The organism is Variovorax xiamenensis (assembly GCF_050916385.1).
Classification (GTDB): Bacteria; Pseudomonadota; Gammaproteobacteria; order Burkholderiales; family Burkholderiaceae_C; genus Variovorax.
Genome location: NZ_CP139038.1, coordinates 6,050,439 through 6,064,901, shown reverse-complemented (window position 1 = coordinate 6,064,901; position 14,463 = coordinate 6,050,439). Strand labels below are relative to the sequence as shown.

18 protein-coding genes are annotated in these 14,463 nt (G+C 67.2%); 14 read left to right on the top strand and 4 right to left on the bottom strand.

The window, feature by feature from the left end; translation table 11 throughout:
• Positions 1–120: 120 nt before the first annotated feature.
• Both trmL and SFB74_RS27785 read right to left on the bottom strand, forming a co-directional pair.
• A complete protein-coding gene (trmL, locus tag SFB74_RS27790; protein WP_432727640.1) occupies positions 121–582 on the bottom strand; it encodes a tRNA (uridine(34)/cytosine(34)/5-carboxymethylaminomethyluridine(34)-2'-O)-methyltransferase TrmL in 462 nt (153 codons plus the stop codon).
• 31 nt (positions 583–613) lie between these two features.
• Positions 614–1,339 carry a phosphoribosyltransferase family protein gene (locus tag SFB74_RS27785; protein WP_432727638.1) on the bottom strand — a complete coding sequence of 242 codons (726 nt, stop codon included), beginning with the start codon at positions 1,337–1,339 and terminating at the stop codon, positions 614–616.
• A gap of 41 nt (positions 1,340–1,380) precedes the next feature.
• Here SFB74_RS27785 and SFB74_RS27780 point away from each other — a divergent pair, with 41 nt between their 5' ends.
• The 8 genes from SFB74_RS27780 to SFB74_RS27745 all read left to right on the top strand — a co-directional run bounded on the left by SFB74_RS27780 (position 1,381) and on the right by SFB74_RS27745 (position 7,897).
• Positions 1,381–2,298, top strand: coding sequence for a biotin synthase (locus SFB74_RS27780; RefSeq protein WP_432727637.1), 918 nt, complete (start codon positions 1,381–1,383; stop codon positions 2,296–2,298).
• Positions 2,299–2,523: 225 nt separating this feature from the next.
• Positions 2,524–3,000: a DUF2244 domain-containing protein gene (locus SFB74_RS27775; RefSeq protein WP_126025562.1), complete on the top strand. Its 477-nt coding sequence runs from the start codon at positions 2,524–2,526 to the stop codon at positions 2,998–3,000.
• A 60-nt stretch (positions 3,001–3,060) separates the two neighbouring features.
• Positions 3,061–4,239, top strand: a complete 1,179-nt coding sequence (gene coxB, locus SFB74_RS27770) for a cytochrome c oxidase subunit II (protein ID WP_432727635.1) — start codon at positions 3,061–3,063, stop codon at positions 4,237–4,239.
• A gap of 43 nt (positions 4,240–4,282) precedes the next feature.
• Positions 4,283–5,926, top strand: coding sequence for a cytochrome c oxidase subunit I (gene ctaD, locus SFB74_RS27765; RefSeq protein WP_432727633.1), 1,644 nt, complete (start codon positions 4,283–4,285; stop codon positions 5,924–5,926).
• A 25-nt stretch (positions 5,927–5,951) separates the two neighbouring features.
• The gene (locus SFB74_RS27760; RefSeq protein ID WP_019656111.1) at positions 5,952–6,065 is read left to right on the top strand and encodes a cytochrome oxidase small assembly protein; all 114 of its coding nucleotides are present in this window, start codon (positions 5,952–5,954) and stop codon (positions 6,063–6,065) included.
• 39 nt (positions 6,066–6,104) lie between these two features.
• Positions 6,105–6,731: a cytochrome c oxidase assembly protein gene (locus SFB74_RS27755; protein WP_432727632.1), complete on the top strand. Its 627-nt coding sequence runs from the start codon at positions 6,105–6,107 to the stop codon at positions 6,729–6,731.
• Positions 6,728–6,946, top strand: a complete 219-nt coding sequence (locus tag SFB74_RS27750; RefSeq protein ID WP_126025558.1) for a DUF2970 domain-containing protein — start codon at positions 6,728–6,730, stop codon at positions 6,944–6,946. Before SFB74_RS27755 ends, SFB74_RS27750 begins: the two co-directional genes overlap by 4 nt.
• Positions 6,947–7,015: 69 nt before the next feature.
• Positions 7,016–7,897 carry a cytochrome c oxidase subunit 3 gene (locus tag SFB74_RS27745; protein ID WP_432727631.1) on the top strand — a complete coding sequence of 294 codons (882 nt, stop codon included), beginning with the start codon at positions 7,016–7,018 and terminating at the stop codon, positions 7,895–7,897.
• Positions 7,898–7,974: 77 nt separating this feature from the next.
• Here SFB74_RS27745 and SFB74_RS27740 read toward each other — a convergent pair whose 3' ends face one another.
• Entirely contained in the window at positions 7,975–8,205 is a 231-nt protein-coding gene (locus SFB74_RS27740) for a twin transmembrane helix small protein (protein ID WP_093206674.1), read from the bottom strand.
• Between the two features lie 27 nt (positions 8,206–8,232).
• On the opposite strand from SFB74_RS27740, the gene SFB74_RS27735 reads away from it, so the two are divergent.
• From SFB74_RS27735 to SFB74_RS27710, 6 genes are read left to right on the top strand one after another with little or no spacing between them, the layout of a single operon-like run.
• Positions 8,233–9,093 carry an SURF1 family protein gene (locus tag SFB74_RS27735; RefSeq protein WP_432727630.1) on the top strand — a complete coding sequence of 287 codons (861 nt, stop codon included), beginning with the start codon at positions 8,233–8,235 and terminating at the stop codon, positions 9,091–9,093.
• Positions 9,080–9,760, top strand: coding sequence for an SCO family protein (locus SFB74_RS27730; RefSeq protein WP_432727629.1), 681 nt, complete (start codon positions 9,080–9,082; stop codon positions 9,758–9,760). The genes SFB74_RS27735 and SFB74_RS27730 overlap by 14 nt, the downstream gene beginning before the upstream one ends.
• A 25-nt stretch (positions 9,761–9,785) precedes the next feature.
• Complete coding sequence (locus tag SFB74_RS27725; protein ID WP_432727628.1) at positions 9,786–11,018, top strand: COX15/CtaA family protein; 1,233 nt, start codon at positions 9,786–9,788, stop codon at positions 11,016–11,018.
• Complete coding sequence (cyoE, locus tag SFB74_RS27720) at positions 11,015–11,920, top strand: heme o synthase (protein ID WP_432727627.1); 906 nt, start codon at positions 11,015–11,017, stop codon at positions 11,918–11,920. Before SFB74_RS27725 ends, cyoE begins: the two co-directional genes overlap by 4 nt.
• Before the next feature lie 13 nt (positions 11,921–11,933).
• Positions 11,934–12,551, top strand: a complete 618-nt coding sequence (locus SFB74_RS27715; protein ID WP_432727626.1) for an SCO family protein — start codon at positions 11,934–11,936, stop codon at positions 12,549–12,551.
• A 16-nt stretch (positions 12,552–12,567) separates the two neighbouring features.
• Positions 12,568–13,395: a DNA alkylation repair protein gene (locus tag SFB74_RS27710; RefSeq protein WP_432727625.1), complete on the top strand. Its 828-nt coding sequence runs from the start codon at positions 12,568–12,570 to the stop codon at positions 13,393–13,395.
• Positions 13,396–13,447: 52 nt separating this feature from the next.
• Here the strand turns inward: SFB74_RS27710 and rpoH are convergent, their stop codons facing one another.
• Positions 13,448–14,389, bottom strand: a complete 942-nt coding sequence (gene rpoH, locus SFB74_RS27705) for an RNA polymerase sigma factor RpoH (RefSeq protein WP_432727623.1) — start codon at positions 14,387–14,389, stop codon at positions 13,448–13,450.
• Positions 14,390–14,463: the final 74 nt, after the last annotated feature.

Here is a 14,463-nt window from a genome sequence, read left to right as displayed (position 1 = left end):
CCTTGGGACAGGTTGATGGATGGAGCGGATGCCGGACCGGTTGACGGCCGGCATGTCTTCCATACGGCGCGTCCCGCCGATCGGATGTGTGCGTCCCTGTTGCCCGAAGGGGCGGACGCCTCAGTTGAATCCGTTCTGCCGCCAGGCCTCGAACACCGTCACCGCCACCGCGTTCGAGAGATTCAGGCTGCGCTGGCCTTCGCGCATCGGCAGCCGCAGGCGCTGCGGCTCGGCAAAGCCGTCGCGCAGGGCGGGCGGCAGGCCGCTGGTTTCCGAGCCGAACACCAGCCAGTCGCCGGGCTGGAAGCGCACGTCGTGCACGGGGCGCGAGCCGCGCGTGGTGAGCGCAAACATGCGGTCGATGGCCGGCTGCTCTGACGCGAGCAGGGCCTGCCAGTCAGCGTGGCGCTTCACTTCGGCGTACTCGTGATAGTCGAGGCCGGCGCGGCGCAGCAGGCGGTCGTCCATCGAAAAGCCCAGCGGCTCGACAAGGTGCAGCTTGCAGCCGGTATTGGCCGCGAGGCGGATCACGTTGCCGGTGTTCGGCGGGATTTCAGGGTGGACGAGAACGATATTGAACATGCGGCGATTGTCGGCGGGCCGGCGCGCGGGCTCAGCGCGGCGGATCGGTCCGGGCCAGCACGATGGCAGTGACGTGGACGGCGCCGGCCTGCCGCAATGTTTCGGCCGCAGCGAAAAGCGAGGCGCCGCTGGTCATCACGTCGTCGACCAGCACGACGCGCCGGCCGCGCAGCCTGTCGGCGCGAAGCGGCTCCACCGCGAAGGCGCCGCGCAGGTTGCGCAGCCGGTCGGCGCGCGACAGGCCGCTCTGGGCGGGCGTCTCGCGGGTGCGCAGGAGCAGAGCGACGTCGGTCTTGGTCGGCGCGAGGCGCCGTGCCAGCTCGTGCGCCTGGTTGAAGCCGCGCTCGCGCAGACGGCTGGGCGCCAGCGGCATCGGCAGCACGATGTCGCAGGCCTCCAGCGCAGGCTCCACCCAGGGCGCGCTGCGCAGCAGCGTGGCGAAGGGCCCGGCCCAGCCGGCCTCGCCACGGAACTTGAAGGACGCGATGGCGTCGGGCCAGGGCCATGCGTAGGTGCAGGCCGCGAGGCAGGCATCGAGCGGCGGCGGGTTCTTCACGCACTCGCCGCAGCGGCTCACGCCGTCGGGCACGGGCAGGGCGCAGCCGCCGCAGCGTGCCGTGGGCGGGGCGAAGCGGGCCACGCAGGCGTCGCACACCGGGCGCGAGGGCCAGGCGCGGCAGACCGCGCACTGGCTGGGCAGCCGCGCGAGCAGCGAAGTGAAGAAGCCGGCTGGCCTCGAAAGCGGGAAAGGCCACATGGCCCGGTGGCTGAGCATCGCCTCAATATACTCACGGCCCCATGGCCACCGACCCCACAAGACGACCGCCGACCATCGATGCCGCGGCGGCCGCCCGCTGGCGCCGGCTCGCGCCCGCAGACGGCGCATCGCCCTGGCTGCACGAGGAAATCGGCCGCCGCATGGAAGACCGGCTGCAATGGATCAAGGCCCAGCCCCGCAGTTGGGCCGACTGGGCGCCGCTGCGCGGCGGCCTCGAGGCCCATGAGCTCGTCGCCCGCCGCTACAAGGACGCGGCCTCCTACGTGATCGAACCCGAGCCCTCGCTCGCCGCGGCCACCGGCCAGGCGCTGGCCGCGCCCTGGTGGAGCGCGCGACGCTGGCAGGCAGGCAAGGCACGCTTCGAGGCGCCGCCCGAGGACGGCGTCGACCTGCTCTGGGCCAACATGTCGCTGCACATGGCGGCCGACCCCGAGGCGCTGATCGCGCACTGGCACAAGCTGGTGGCGACCGACGGCTTCCTCATGTTCTCCTGCCTCGGCCCCGACACCGTGCGCGAACTGCGCGCGCTGCATGCCCGCCTCGGCTGGCCCGCCGCGGGCCACGAGTACACCGACATGCACGACTGGGGCGACATGCTGGTGCATGCCGGCTTCGCCGAACCGGTGATGGACATGGAGCGCATCGTGCTGACCTGGGCCACGCCCGAGGCCGCGCTCGCCGAGCTGCGCACGCTGGGCCGCAACCTGCATCCGGCGCGCTTTCCGGCATTGCGCGGCAAGGGCTGGCTGCAGGAGCTGAAGAAGGCGCTGCCCGAACTCGCGCCGGCCGAAGGCGGCGACGGCCGCATCGCGCTGACCTTCGAAGTCGTGTACGGCCACGCGTTCAAGCCGGTGCCGCGCGTGTCGCTCTCGGCCGAAAGCGCGGTGTCGCTGCGCGAGATGCGGTCGATGCTGCAACGGGGGCGGCCGGGCGCCTGATCGACCGTCGGCGATGCGGCAAAAACGCCTGTCGTACGAGCCGTTTCTTGCCTACTAGTAGTGACCCGTAGGCGTCCCACAGGGCACTCGGGCGCAGGTATCTACCCGCTACAATCCGCCGTTGCGTGAAACTCGCGGGTATTGTCCCGCGATCGAGGGGTGTCGGATCCTGTTCGTACGAGAGGGTTTGGCGGCCGTCGACGCACCGATTTGCTGAACTCGCCCGTGTCGAATTCCGTGTTTCGATTTGCCACCGTTTCAGGCCAGAGCATCCACTGGTTCCTGAAGCGCAACTGCTCGGTGACGCCGAGCCAGCTGGGCTGGCTCTACGCCTCGCTGTGCGTGGTATCTCTCGGCATCGGCACCCTGTTCTGGCTTCACGGTGCGCCAATGGTGCTGCCTTTTGCCTGGCTCGAACTGGCCGCTGTCGGGTTTGCGTTCATGGTCTACGCACGGCACGCGACAGACGGCGAGAAGATCGCATTGCAGGAGGGACGACTCGTCGTTGAGCTCGAAAACGGCGGGCACTACGAGCGCACGGAATTTCTTCCGCACCAGGTGCGGATCGAACCCCAGACCGGCGATCGCTCGCTGATCGAGGTCTCGGGGCAGGGTCGATCAGTCAGGGTGGGGCGCTATGTACGCCCGGAGTTGCGTGCGGCCTTGGCCCGCGAGATTCGAATGGCGTTGCGTGGCGCCTGAGGGGGCTCGCGCAGTGCCGCACGGTTGGGTTTGTCGAAAAATTGAAGAAACGTGAACACGATGAAGAGCATTTGGCGCAATAAGTACAGGCCGGCGAATCTGTTGCTGGCGGCCGGCGCGGCTTTCAGCAGCGCGGCGCACGCAGTCAACGATCTGCCCGGCGGCCCTTCGGTGCGCCAGTTGAATCTTCCGGTCGGCGTGACCAAGATCGCGCAGGAGCAGCATCTGCTCCACACGATCATGATGATCCTGTGCACGGTCATCTTCGTCGGCGTGTTCGCGGTGATGTTCTATTCCATCTGGAAGCACCGCAAGTCGGTGGGCCACAAGGCCGCCAACTTCCATGAATCGGTGGTGGTCGAGGTCATCTGGACCATCGTGCCCTTCCTCATCGTCATCGTGATGGCGCTGCCCGCCACCAAGGTGCTGGTGGCCCAGAAGGACACCACCAACGCCGACCTCACGATCAAGACCACGGGCTACCAGTGGAAGTGGGGCTACGACTACCTGAACGGTGAAGGCGAGGGCCTGGCCTTCATCTCCACGCTCGACAGCTCGCAGCGCGCCATGTCCGACGCAGGCGCCAAGGGCCAGATGCCCGACGACTACCTGCTCAAGGTCGACAACCCGCTGGTGGTGCCGGTCAACAAGAAGGTCCGCATCATCACCACCGCGAACGACGTGATCCACGCCTTCGCCGTGCCGCAGCTGGGCCTCAAGCAGGACGCCATTCCCGGCTTCGTGCGCGACACCTGGTTCCGCGCCGAGACCGTGGGCGACTACTACGGCCAGTGCCAGGAACTGTGCGGCAAGGAACACGCCTACATGCCGATCCATGTGAAGGTGGTCTCCGCCGCCGACTACACGACCTGGGTCGCCGCCAAGCGCAAGGAAGCCGCGGCCAAGCTCGACGACCCGACCAAGGTCTGGACCCTGCCCGACATGCTCACGCGCGGCGAGAAGGTCTATGCCGCCAACTGCGCGGCCTGCCACCAGGCCAACGGCAAGGGCGCCGGGCCGATCAAGCCGCTGGACGGCTCTGCCAAGGTGACCGATGCCGACCACAAGATCCAGCTGACGGTGCTGCTCAACGGTCAGAACAACGGCGCAATGCCCTCCTGGAAGCAACTGAGCGATACCGACCTCGCGGCCGTGGCCACGTACACCAAGAACAGCTGGTCGAACAAGACGGGCCAGCTGGTGCAGCCGGCCGAAGTGCTGGCCCTGCGCGCCAAGTGATGCGCGAGCGCCCCGCGACGAAGAAATTGCAAGGAACCACGAAATGAGCGCAGTTCTCGACCCCCACGGTCACGCAGCAGGCCACGGCGATCACGCACACGACGATCACCACGATCACCATGCGCCCACCGGCTGGCGCCGCTGGGTGTTCGCCACCAACCACAAGGACATCGGCACGCTCTACCTGCTGTTCAGCTTCACGATGCTGATGGTGGGCGGCGTGCTCGCGCTCCTGATCCGTGCCGAGCTGTTCCAGCCCGGCCTGCAACTGGTGAACCCGGAACTCTTCAACCAGTTCACCACCATGCACGGCCTGATCATGGTGTTCGGCGCCATCATGCCGGCCTTCGTGGGCTTCGCGAACTGGATGATCCCGCTGCAAGTGGGCGCCTCCGACATGGCGTTCGCGCGCATGAACAACTTCAGCTTCTGGCTGCTGATCCCGGCGGCGCTGATGCTGGTGGGCTCGTTCTTCATGCCCGGCGGCGCACCGGCTGCGGGCTGGACGCTGTACGCGCCGCTCACGCTGCAGATGGGCCCCTCGATGGACGCCGGCATCTTCGCGATGCACATCATGGGCGCCTCGTCGATCATGGGCTCGATCAACATCATCGTCACCATCCTCAACATGCGCGCCCCCGGCATGACGCTGATGAAGATGCCGATGTTCTGCTGGACCTGGCTCATCACCGCCTACCTGCTGATCGCCGTGATGCCCGTGCTCGCAGGCGCCATCACGATGACGCTGACCGACCGCCACTTCGGCACCAGCTTCTTCAACCCCGCCGGCGGCGGCGACCCGGTGATGTACCAGCACATCTTCTGGTTCTTCGGCCACCCCGAGGTCTACATCATGATCCTGCCGGCCTTCGGCATCATCAGCCAGGTGGTGCCGGCCTTCGCCCGCAAGAAGCTCTTCGGCTACGCCTCGATGGTGTACGCCACGTCGTCGATCGCCATCCTGTCGTTCATCGTGTGGGCGCACCACATGTTCACGACCGGCATGCCGCTCACGGGCCAGCTGTTCTTCATGTACGCGACCATGCTGATCGCGGTGCCCACGGCCGTGAAGATCTTCAACTGGATCGCGACCATGTGGCAGGGCTCGATGACCTTCGAGACGCCGATGCTGTTCGCGGTCGGCTTCATCTTCGTGTTCACCATGGGCGGCTTCACCGGCCTGATCCTGGCCGTCGCCCCCATCGACACGCAGCTGCAGGACACCTACTACGTCGTGGCCCACTTCCACTACGTGCTGGTGGCCGGCTCGCTGTTCGCCATGTTCTCGGGCTTCTACTACTGGGTGCCCAAGTGGACCGGCGTGATGTACAACGAGACGCGCGGCAAGGTGCACTTCTGGTGGTCGCTGATCTCGTTCAACGTGACCTTCTTCCCGATGCACTTCCTGGGCCTGGCCGGCATGCCGCGACGCTATGCCGACTACCCGATGCAGTTCGCCGACTTCAACGCGATCGCCTCGGTCGGTGCTTTCTTCTTCGGTTTCGCGCAGCTGTACTTCTTCCTGTTCATCGTGCTGCCCACGATGCTCGGCAAGGGCGAGAAGGCCGCGCAGAAGCCGTGGGAAGCCGCCGAGGGCCTCGAGTGGGAAGTGCCTTCGCCGGCGCCGTTCCACACCTTCGAGAACCCGCCGAAGCTCGATGCGACCGCCACCAAGGTGATCGGTTGAACGCACCAGCGGTCCGCGCAGCACGATGACGCCCGAACAGAAAAGGAACAACCGCCGCATGGGGCTCACGCTGGCTTCCATCGCCGTGGTGTTCTTCATCGGCTTCATCGTCCGCATGGTCTGGTTCAGCGGCCGCTGAACCGGGCATCCAGGCAGCCAACGAACGGGAGCACAGCGCATGAGCCTCGGTCCACGCATCCGCCGCGCCAATGTCCGCATGGTCGGCAAGCTGGCCGTCGTGGCCTGCGGCATGTTCGCCTTCGGCTACGCGCTGGTGCCGATGTACCGCGCCATCTGCGAGATGACCGGCATCAACATCCTCGCGCTCTCCGAGCTCGAGGTGCCCGGCGGCGCCAGCGGCGGCAAGAACGTGCGCGTGCCGGACAACACGCAGGTCGACACGAGCCGCACCATCACGGTCGAGTTCGACTCCAACGTGCGCGGCGGCCTCTGGGACTTCAAGCCCGCGGAGCGGACCATCCAGGTGCACCCCGGCGAACTCAACACGGTGATGTACGAGTTCCAGAACGTGCAGAACCGCCGCATGGCCGCGCAGGCCATCCCGAGCTACGCGCCGCAGCAGGCCGCGCCGTACTTCAACAAGCTCGAGTGCTTCTGCTTCAACCAGTACACGCTCGATCCGGGCGAGAAGAAGCAGTGGCCGGTCGCGTTCGTGATCGACCCGAAGATTTCCAAGGACGTGAAGACCATCACGCTGTCGTACACCTTCTTCGAGGTGGGCGGCAAGACACCCGCGGCTCCGGTCGCGGCAGTTTCCGGCACCGCCAATGAGCCGCGCTCGTGACCGATCCATCGAACCGGCCGAAGGCTTCGCTGTGGGACACGGTGAAGGCGGTGGGCTGGTCGTTCTTCGGCGTGCGCAAGAACAGCGCCTACCAGGAAGATCTGCGCAAGCTGAATCCGCTGCACATCATCGCGGTGGCGTTCGTGGCGGTGGTCGTCTTCGTGGTCGCCCTCGTGCTGGTGGTGCGCCATGTGGTCGCGTCGGCCGGGGCCTGAGGGAAAAGCCTTCCACGGCAAGCAGAATCCATTGAATCGAGAGAAGAAAGAAAGCCAGGAGCTGAAGAAATGAGTTCAACCACCCACGGAACCACGCCCTACTACTTCGTGCCCGGACCTTCGTCCTATCCGGTCTCGGCCGCGATCGGCCTGTTCTTCGTGATCCTGGGTGCCGCGCAATGGATCAACGGCCATGCGTGGGGCGCCTGGTCGCTGCTGGCCGGCATGCTGATCTGGCTCGGCACGCTCTTCGTGTGGTTCCGCGCGGCCATCGGCGAGAGCGAGAGCGGCCAGTACGGCCATAAGGTGGATCTCTCGTTCCGCTGGAGCATGAGCTGGTTCATCTTCTCGGAAGTGATGTTCTTCGGCGCGTTCTTCACCGCGCTGTGGTGGGCACGCACCCATGCGCTGCCGACGCTCGGCAGCCTGGACAATGCGATCCTCTGGCCCGACTTCAAGGCCGTGTGGCCCAGCGTGGCGCCCGGCGCCACCGCTTCGCCGGCCGGCATCGTCGAGCCCTTCCAGACCGTCGGCCCGTTCTGGCTGCCCACGATCAACACCGCGCTGCTGCTGAGCTCGGGCGTTACGCTCACCATCGCCCACCACGCGCTGCGCGCCGGCCATCGTGCGCAGACCATCCGCTTCATGTGGCTCACCGTGCTGCTGGGCGTGATCTTCCTGGGCGTGCAGGGCTACGAGTACCACCACCTGTACACCGAACTGAACCTCAAGCTCAGCTCCGGCACCTACGGTTCGACCTTCTTCATGCTGACCGGCTTCCACGGCCTGCACGTGTTCATCGGCATGCTGATGCTGCTGTTCATCACGCTGCGCCTGCGCAAGGGCCACTTCACGCCCGAGCGCCACTTCGGCTTCGAGGGCGCCGCCTGGTACTGGCACTTCGTGGACGTGGTCTGGCTGGGCCTTTACCTGCTGGTCTATTGGCTTTGAGCGAAGACCCTCGCGGCATTCCAGAAAAAAGGCGCCGGAAGGCGCCTTTTTCTTGGTTCTCCTGGCACGAGCACCATCTACTTGCCGAGCGGGAGCCCGGTTGGCTGGATGTATCCGAACTTCCAGGCGAGCAGCATGCAGAGGAACAAAAACACCGAGAGGCCGATCCGAACGGTGAGAGCGCGCGCCATGCCGCCGCTCTTGGCGCGCCCGTTGCGCCCGTCCTTCAGCATGAAGTACAGGGCAAACGCGAGGCTCGCGAAGATGCCCACGAACACCAGGGCGACGAAGTATTTCATGACCCGCATTATCGGCCGCACGCCCCGTCTCCTCCAGTGACTCCCGAACCCCTGTATCCCGAAAAACGCCTCCGCCGGGGCCGCTTCTGGGTGATGACCATTGCCGCCGCACTGACCGTGTCGGCCACCATTTCGCTCGGCCGCTGGCAGCTCTCGCGCGCTGCGCAGAAGGAAGCGCTGCAAGCCAGCATCGACGCCGAGAAGCTGAAGCCGCCGATGACGCAGGCCGAGTTCCTTGCCCTGGGCAAGGCCTCCGACGCGATGCATCGCGCGGTGCGCCTGCGCGGCCTGTGGCTCACGCCGCAGACCGTGTACCTCGACAACCGCCAGATGCACGGCACGCCCGGCTTCTACGTGCTGACGCCCTTCGCCCTCGAGGGCACCGAGCAGACGGTGATGGTCCAGCGCGGATGGATCCAGCGCAATTTCGTCGACCGCACGCAGCTCGGCGCGGTCGAGACTCCGGCCGGCATCGTCGAGGTCACGGGCCTGATCGAACCGCCGCCGAGTCACCTGCTCGAACTCGGCTCCGCTGCACCGGCGCCCATGCCCGCGGCCTCCGCGCCCGCCACGGCTGCCTCGGCCCCAGCGGTCGCCACCGCTGCGGCACCGGCCGCCGAAGGGTATTCGCCCATCCGGCAGAATCTCGACCTGGAGGCCTTCCGAGCCGAAACCAGGCTGCCCTTGCGCACCGACGTGTCGCTGCAGCAGGGCGGGCCGGCTTCCGAGGGCCTGCAGCGCGACTGGCCGGCCCCGGCGCTGGGCCTCGAGAGGCACTACGGTTACGCATTCCAGTGGTTCGGCCTGTCGGCCCTCGTCGTCATCCTCTATGTCTGGTTCCAATTCATCACGCCCCTCCGCCGCGCAAGGCGCCGCGCACGCGATGGCCGCTTCTGACGAGCCGCTGGGCCTGACGGTGCATTCGATGCCATCGCCCAACCAGGCGCTCGACGGCGCGGAGGGCCGGCGCACGGTCGTCGGGCGCTGGAAGATGATCGCGGTGATGCTGATGTGTGCGTCGCCGGTCATCGCCTCGTACTTCACCTATTACGTGATCCGGCCCGAGGGGCGCAGCGTCTACGGCGAGCTGATCGATCCGCAGCGCGAGCTGCCGAAGCTCGTGGCCGCCGATCGCAACGGCGCACCGGTCGACCTCGCCACGCTCAAGGGCCAGTGGCTGCTGGTGACGGTGGCCGATGCCGCCTGCGACGCGCTGTGCGAGCAGCAGCTCTACCTGGCGCGGCAGCTGCGCGAAAGCCTCGGCCGCGAAAAGGACCGCATGGACCGCGTCTGGCTCGTGAGCGACGCCGCTCCCGTGCCCGAGCGACTGAACAACGGCCTGCACGGCGCCACGGTGCTGCGCGTGCCGGCCGACCAGCTGGCGAAGTGGCTCGCGCCTGCGCAGGGGCACTCGCTGGCCGAACACCTGTACGTGGTCGACCCCATGGGCAACTGGATGATGCGCTTCCCCGCCCGCATGGACGCAGCCGGCGCGAGCCGCGCCAAGCGCGACCTCGACCGCCTGCTGCGCGCCTCCGCCTCGTGGGACGAGCCGGGCCGCTGAAGAGATACGAGATACGCCACGCAGCATGGACACCACGAGCTCGCTCTACGATCTGACGCCCATCGCCTGGCTCATGGCGGCCGGCGTGCTGATCGCGCTCGGCCCGCTGGTGTGGGTGTGGCGCCGCAACGCGGGCGCCGGCCCGGCGCGGCGGCTGCATGCGTTGACGGTGCTCACGCTGTTCCTCACCTTCGACCTCACGCTGTTCGGCGCCTTCACGCGTCTCACCGATTCAGGCCTCGGTTGCCCCGACTGGCCCGGCTGCTACGGCAACGCCAGCCCGCACGGCGCGCGCCACGAGATCGCGATGGCGCAGTCGGCGCAGCCGACGGGGCCGGTCACGCACAGCAAAGCCTGGGTCGAGATGGTCCACCGCTATCTGGCCACCGGCGTCGGGGTGCTGATCCTCACGCTCGCGGCGGCCACCTGGATCGTGCGCCGGCGGCAGCGCCGCGCTCCGCCGTCCTCGACGGATGGCAGCGGGCACCACGCCACGCTGAGCGCATGGTGGCCGGCCTTCACGCTGGTCTGGGTGTGCCTGCAGGGGGCGTTCGGCGCGCTCACGGTGACCTGGAAGCTGTTCCCCGCGATCGTCACGCTGCACCTGCTCGGCGCCGTGGTGCTGCTGGCGCTGCTGTGTATCCAGGCTGTTCACTACCGGCAGGCGGCTGCCGACCGGCTGCCCACGCCTGTCTCGCCCGCATTGCGCAATGGCCTCATCGCGACCACGGTGCTGCTCGTGCTGCAGATCGCGCTGGGCGGCTGGGTCAGCACCAACTATGCGGTGCTGGCCTGCACGCAGTTCCCGACCTGCCAGGACAGCTGGTGGCCGCCCATGAACTTCGCGCAGGGCTTCGAGATCTGGCGCCACCTGGGCGTGACAGGCGAAGGCCAGCCGCTCGATTTCTCCGCGCTCACCGCCATCCACTACGCGCACCGGCTGATGGCCTATGCGGTGTTCGTCGCGCTCGGCGTGCTGGCGTGGCACCTGCGCCGCATCGACGCGCTGCGCCCGCAGGCGCGATGGCTCGCGGGCCTCGCGCTGCTCCAGCTGGCTACAGGTCTGGGCAACGTGTTGCTCGGCTGGCCGCTGGCCGCCGCCGTGCTTCATACCGGCGGCGCCGCGGCGCTCGCCGTGGTGCTCACTTGGGCGCTGTGCGAGAGCCGGCGCGCCCCGGCGGCGCGGATCGCGCATGCCGGCGAAAATACGGCCGGTCACGACAACAACACCCAGAATCAGAGGAAGGCCACCGCGTGAGCACCCCGATCCCCGTTCAGCAAACCGCCAGCGCCAACGTGCTGCGCCAGTACTACGCGCTGACCAAGCCGCGCGTGGTGCAGCTGATCGTGTTCTGCGCGCTGATCGGCATGGTGCTGGCCATTCCCGGGCTGCCTTCGTGGGCCGAGGTGAAGCGCGCGGCCATCGCCTGCATCGGCATCTGGCTGGTGGCCGGTGCGGCCGCGGCGTTCAACTGCCTCGTCGAGAAGGGCATCGACGCGAAGATGAAGCGCACCGCCTGGCGCCCCACGGCGCGCGGCGAGCTCAGCGACAGGCAGGCGCTGGTCTTCTCGGCGCTGCTGTGCGTGGCGGGCTCCGCGCTGCTGTGGTTCATGGTCAACCCGCTCACCATGTGGCTGACCTTCGCCACCTTCGTCGGCTATGCGGTGATCTACACCGTGATCCTCAAGCCGCTCACGCCGCAGAACATCGTGATCGGCGGCGCCTCGGGCGCGATGCCGCCGGTGCTGGGCTGGGCCGCGATGACCGGCAGCCTCGACCCGGGGGCTTGGATCCTCTTTCTCATCATCTTCCTGTGGACGCCGCCGCACTTCTGGGCGCTGGCGCTCTACCGCGTGGAGGACTACCGCAAGGCAGGCCTCCCGATGCTGCCCGTCACGCACGGCAACGAGTTCACGCGGCTGCAGGTGCTGCTCTACACCTTCATCCTCTTCGCGGCCTGCCTGATGCCCTTCATCCACGGCATGAGCGGGTGGCTGTACCTGGCCGTGGCGGTCGCGGTGAGCATCGGCTTCACCGGCTATGCGTTCGCGCTGTGGCGCAACTACTCCGACACGCTCGCTCGCAAGACCTTCCGCTTCTCGCTGATCCACCTGAGCGTGCTGTTCCTGGCGCTGCTCGTGGATCACTACATCCAGTGAGCATCACGTTTCCATGAACAAGCGCAACGTTCTTCGACTGATGGCCGCCGGCGCCGGCTGGGTGGGCGTCAGCGCCGCCCTCGGCCTGGGCCTTTCGGCCTGCAGCGAGACCAGGCAGAGCTTCAATGCCGTCGACATCACCGGCGCCGACTACGCCAAGAATTTCTCGCTGAAGGACGCCGACGGCAAGGTCCGCACCATGGCCGACTTCAAGGGCAAGCTGGTCGTGCTGTTCTTCGGCTACGCGCAGTGCCCGGACGTCTGCCCGACCACCATGACCGAGATGGCGCAGGTCAAGCAGCAGCTCGGCAAGGACGGCGACAAGCTGCAGGTGCTGTTCGTCACGGTCGATCCCGCGCGGGACACGGCCGAGGTGCTCAAGGCCTACATGGGCGCTTTCGACCCGAGCTTCGTCGCGCTCATTCCCACGGCCGATGAACTGGCCGCGGTCGCGAAGGACTACAAGGTCTATTACAAGAAGGTCGATGGCAAGACGCCGACCAGCTATTCGATGGACCACTCGGCGGCCAGCTACGTCTACGACACGCAGGGCCGGCTGCGGCTCTACGCGCGCTATGGCGCGGGCGTGGCGCCGATGGTGTCCGACCTGAAGACGCTGCTGGCTTCCTGAGAGGGGCCGCCGTCCGATGTCCGCCGTCGATCCGCTCGCGCACCTGAAGGGGCGCAAGGGCGCCTTCCGCATCGCGCTGATCCCGCCCGAAGTGCTCGATGCCCTCAACGACGGGCTGCTCGAGACGGTCAATCTCAACGAGTTCCTCGCACTGGAATTGCCGCGACTGGCGCGCAGCGTGGCTGGGCACATCGGGCTCGACGCGCAGAGCGAGCGGTTGGCCGACACCATCGCGATGCTGGGCGCCTTCAAGCCGATGCAGCGGCACGGGCACATCGCGCGCGCGCTTTACGACCTGACTGCGCTGCACGACGAGCGCGACGCCGTCGCGCACAGGCTGGCCACGCACGCGAGCGACGTGGCCCGCTGCTGGGCGGCGCAGTGGATCACGCTCTCGGGCCTGTCGCTCGAGGCGCAGTTGGAGTCGGTGCGCCGCTTCGCTGCCGACCCGCATTTCGGCGTGCGCGAGATCGCCTGGATGGCGGTGCGCGACGTGGTGAATGCGTCACTCGACGAGGCGCTCGTGCTGCTGCTGCCCTGGGTGTTCGACGCCGATCCCAACGTCCGCCGCTTCGCCAGCGAGCTCACGCGACCGCGCGGCGTGTGGTGCGCGCAGATCGAGGCGCTCAAGGCCGAGCCCTGGCGCGCGCTGCCGCTGATCGAGCCGCTGCGCGCCGATTCCAGCCGCTATGTGCAGAACTCTGTCGCGAACTGGCTCAACGATGCGAGCAAGAGCCAGCCCGAGTGGGTCGACAAGGTCTGCGCGCGGTGGGTGGCGGAGTCGGACGCAGCCGAAACCCGCTACATCGCGAAGCGGGCGCTGCGGACGCTGTCCAAACAATGAATGAAAAAGCCCGGCGTTGCCGGGCTTTGTCTTAGGAAAGAAAGAAGGGGGCTTACGCGTATTCTGCGAGGGCCTTCTTCATCTTCTTCATGGCCGCCACTTCGATCTGGCGGATGCGCTCGGCGCTCACGCCATACACGGCAGCCAGGTCGTGCAGCGTCATGCCGCCCGAACCGTCGTCGTTGACCTTGAGCCAGCGCTCTTCGACGATGCGTCGGCTGCGGTCGTCCAGCGCCTCGAGCGCGGTCGCGATGCCGTCGCTCGACAGGCGGTCGCGCTGCTGCGATTCGAGCAGGGCGGTGGGTTCCTGCGAGGCGTCGGCCAGGTAGGCGATGGGGCCGAAGGCTTCGTCGCCGTCGTCCGTCGGGCCCGGGTCGAGCATCACGTCGCCGCCGGACAGGCGGGTTTCCATCTCGAGCACTTCTTCGGGCTTGACGTTCAGGCGGCTCGCCATCTGCGAGACCTCGTCGGGGCTCAGCGTTTCGCGGTGCGTGCCGTTGTCGGCAGCGGCCGAGTCGGCCTTGAAGCCCTGCTTCATCGAGCGCAGGTTGAAGAACAGCTTGCGCTGGGCCTTGGTCGTCGCGACCTTGACCATGCGCCAGTTCTTCAGGATGTACTCGTGGATCTCGGCCTTGATCCAGTGCATGGCGTAGCTCACGAGTCGCACGCCCTGGTCGGGGTCGAAGCGCTTCACGGCCTTCATGAGACCGACGTTGCCTTCCTGGATCAGGTCGCCGTGCGGCAGCCCGTAGCCCAGGTACTGGCGGGAAATGGAGACCACGAGGCGCAGGTGCGACAGCACGAGTGCTCCGGCGGCTTCGAGATCGTTGTGGTCGCGCAGCTTGCGTGCGTAGCCTTGCTCTTCTTCGAGCGTGAGCATGGGCAGGCGGTTGGCGGCCGAAATATAGGCGTCCAGGTTGCCCAGCGGGGGAACCATCGACCACGGGTTGGCGACGGCCAGCTGGTTGGCAGAGACTCCAGACAGCGTTGTCATCAGGGGGAACTCCTTTGTGTTGGCCATATTAGCACTCGGTTAGAGGGAGTGCTAATCCAAGGGTTCCCTTGAAT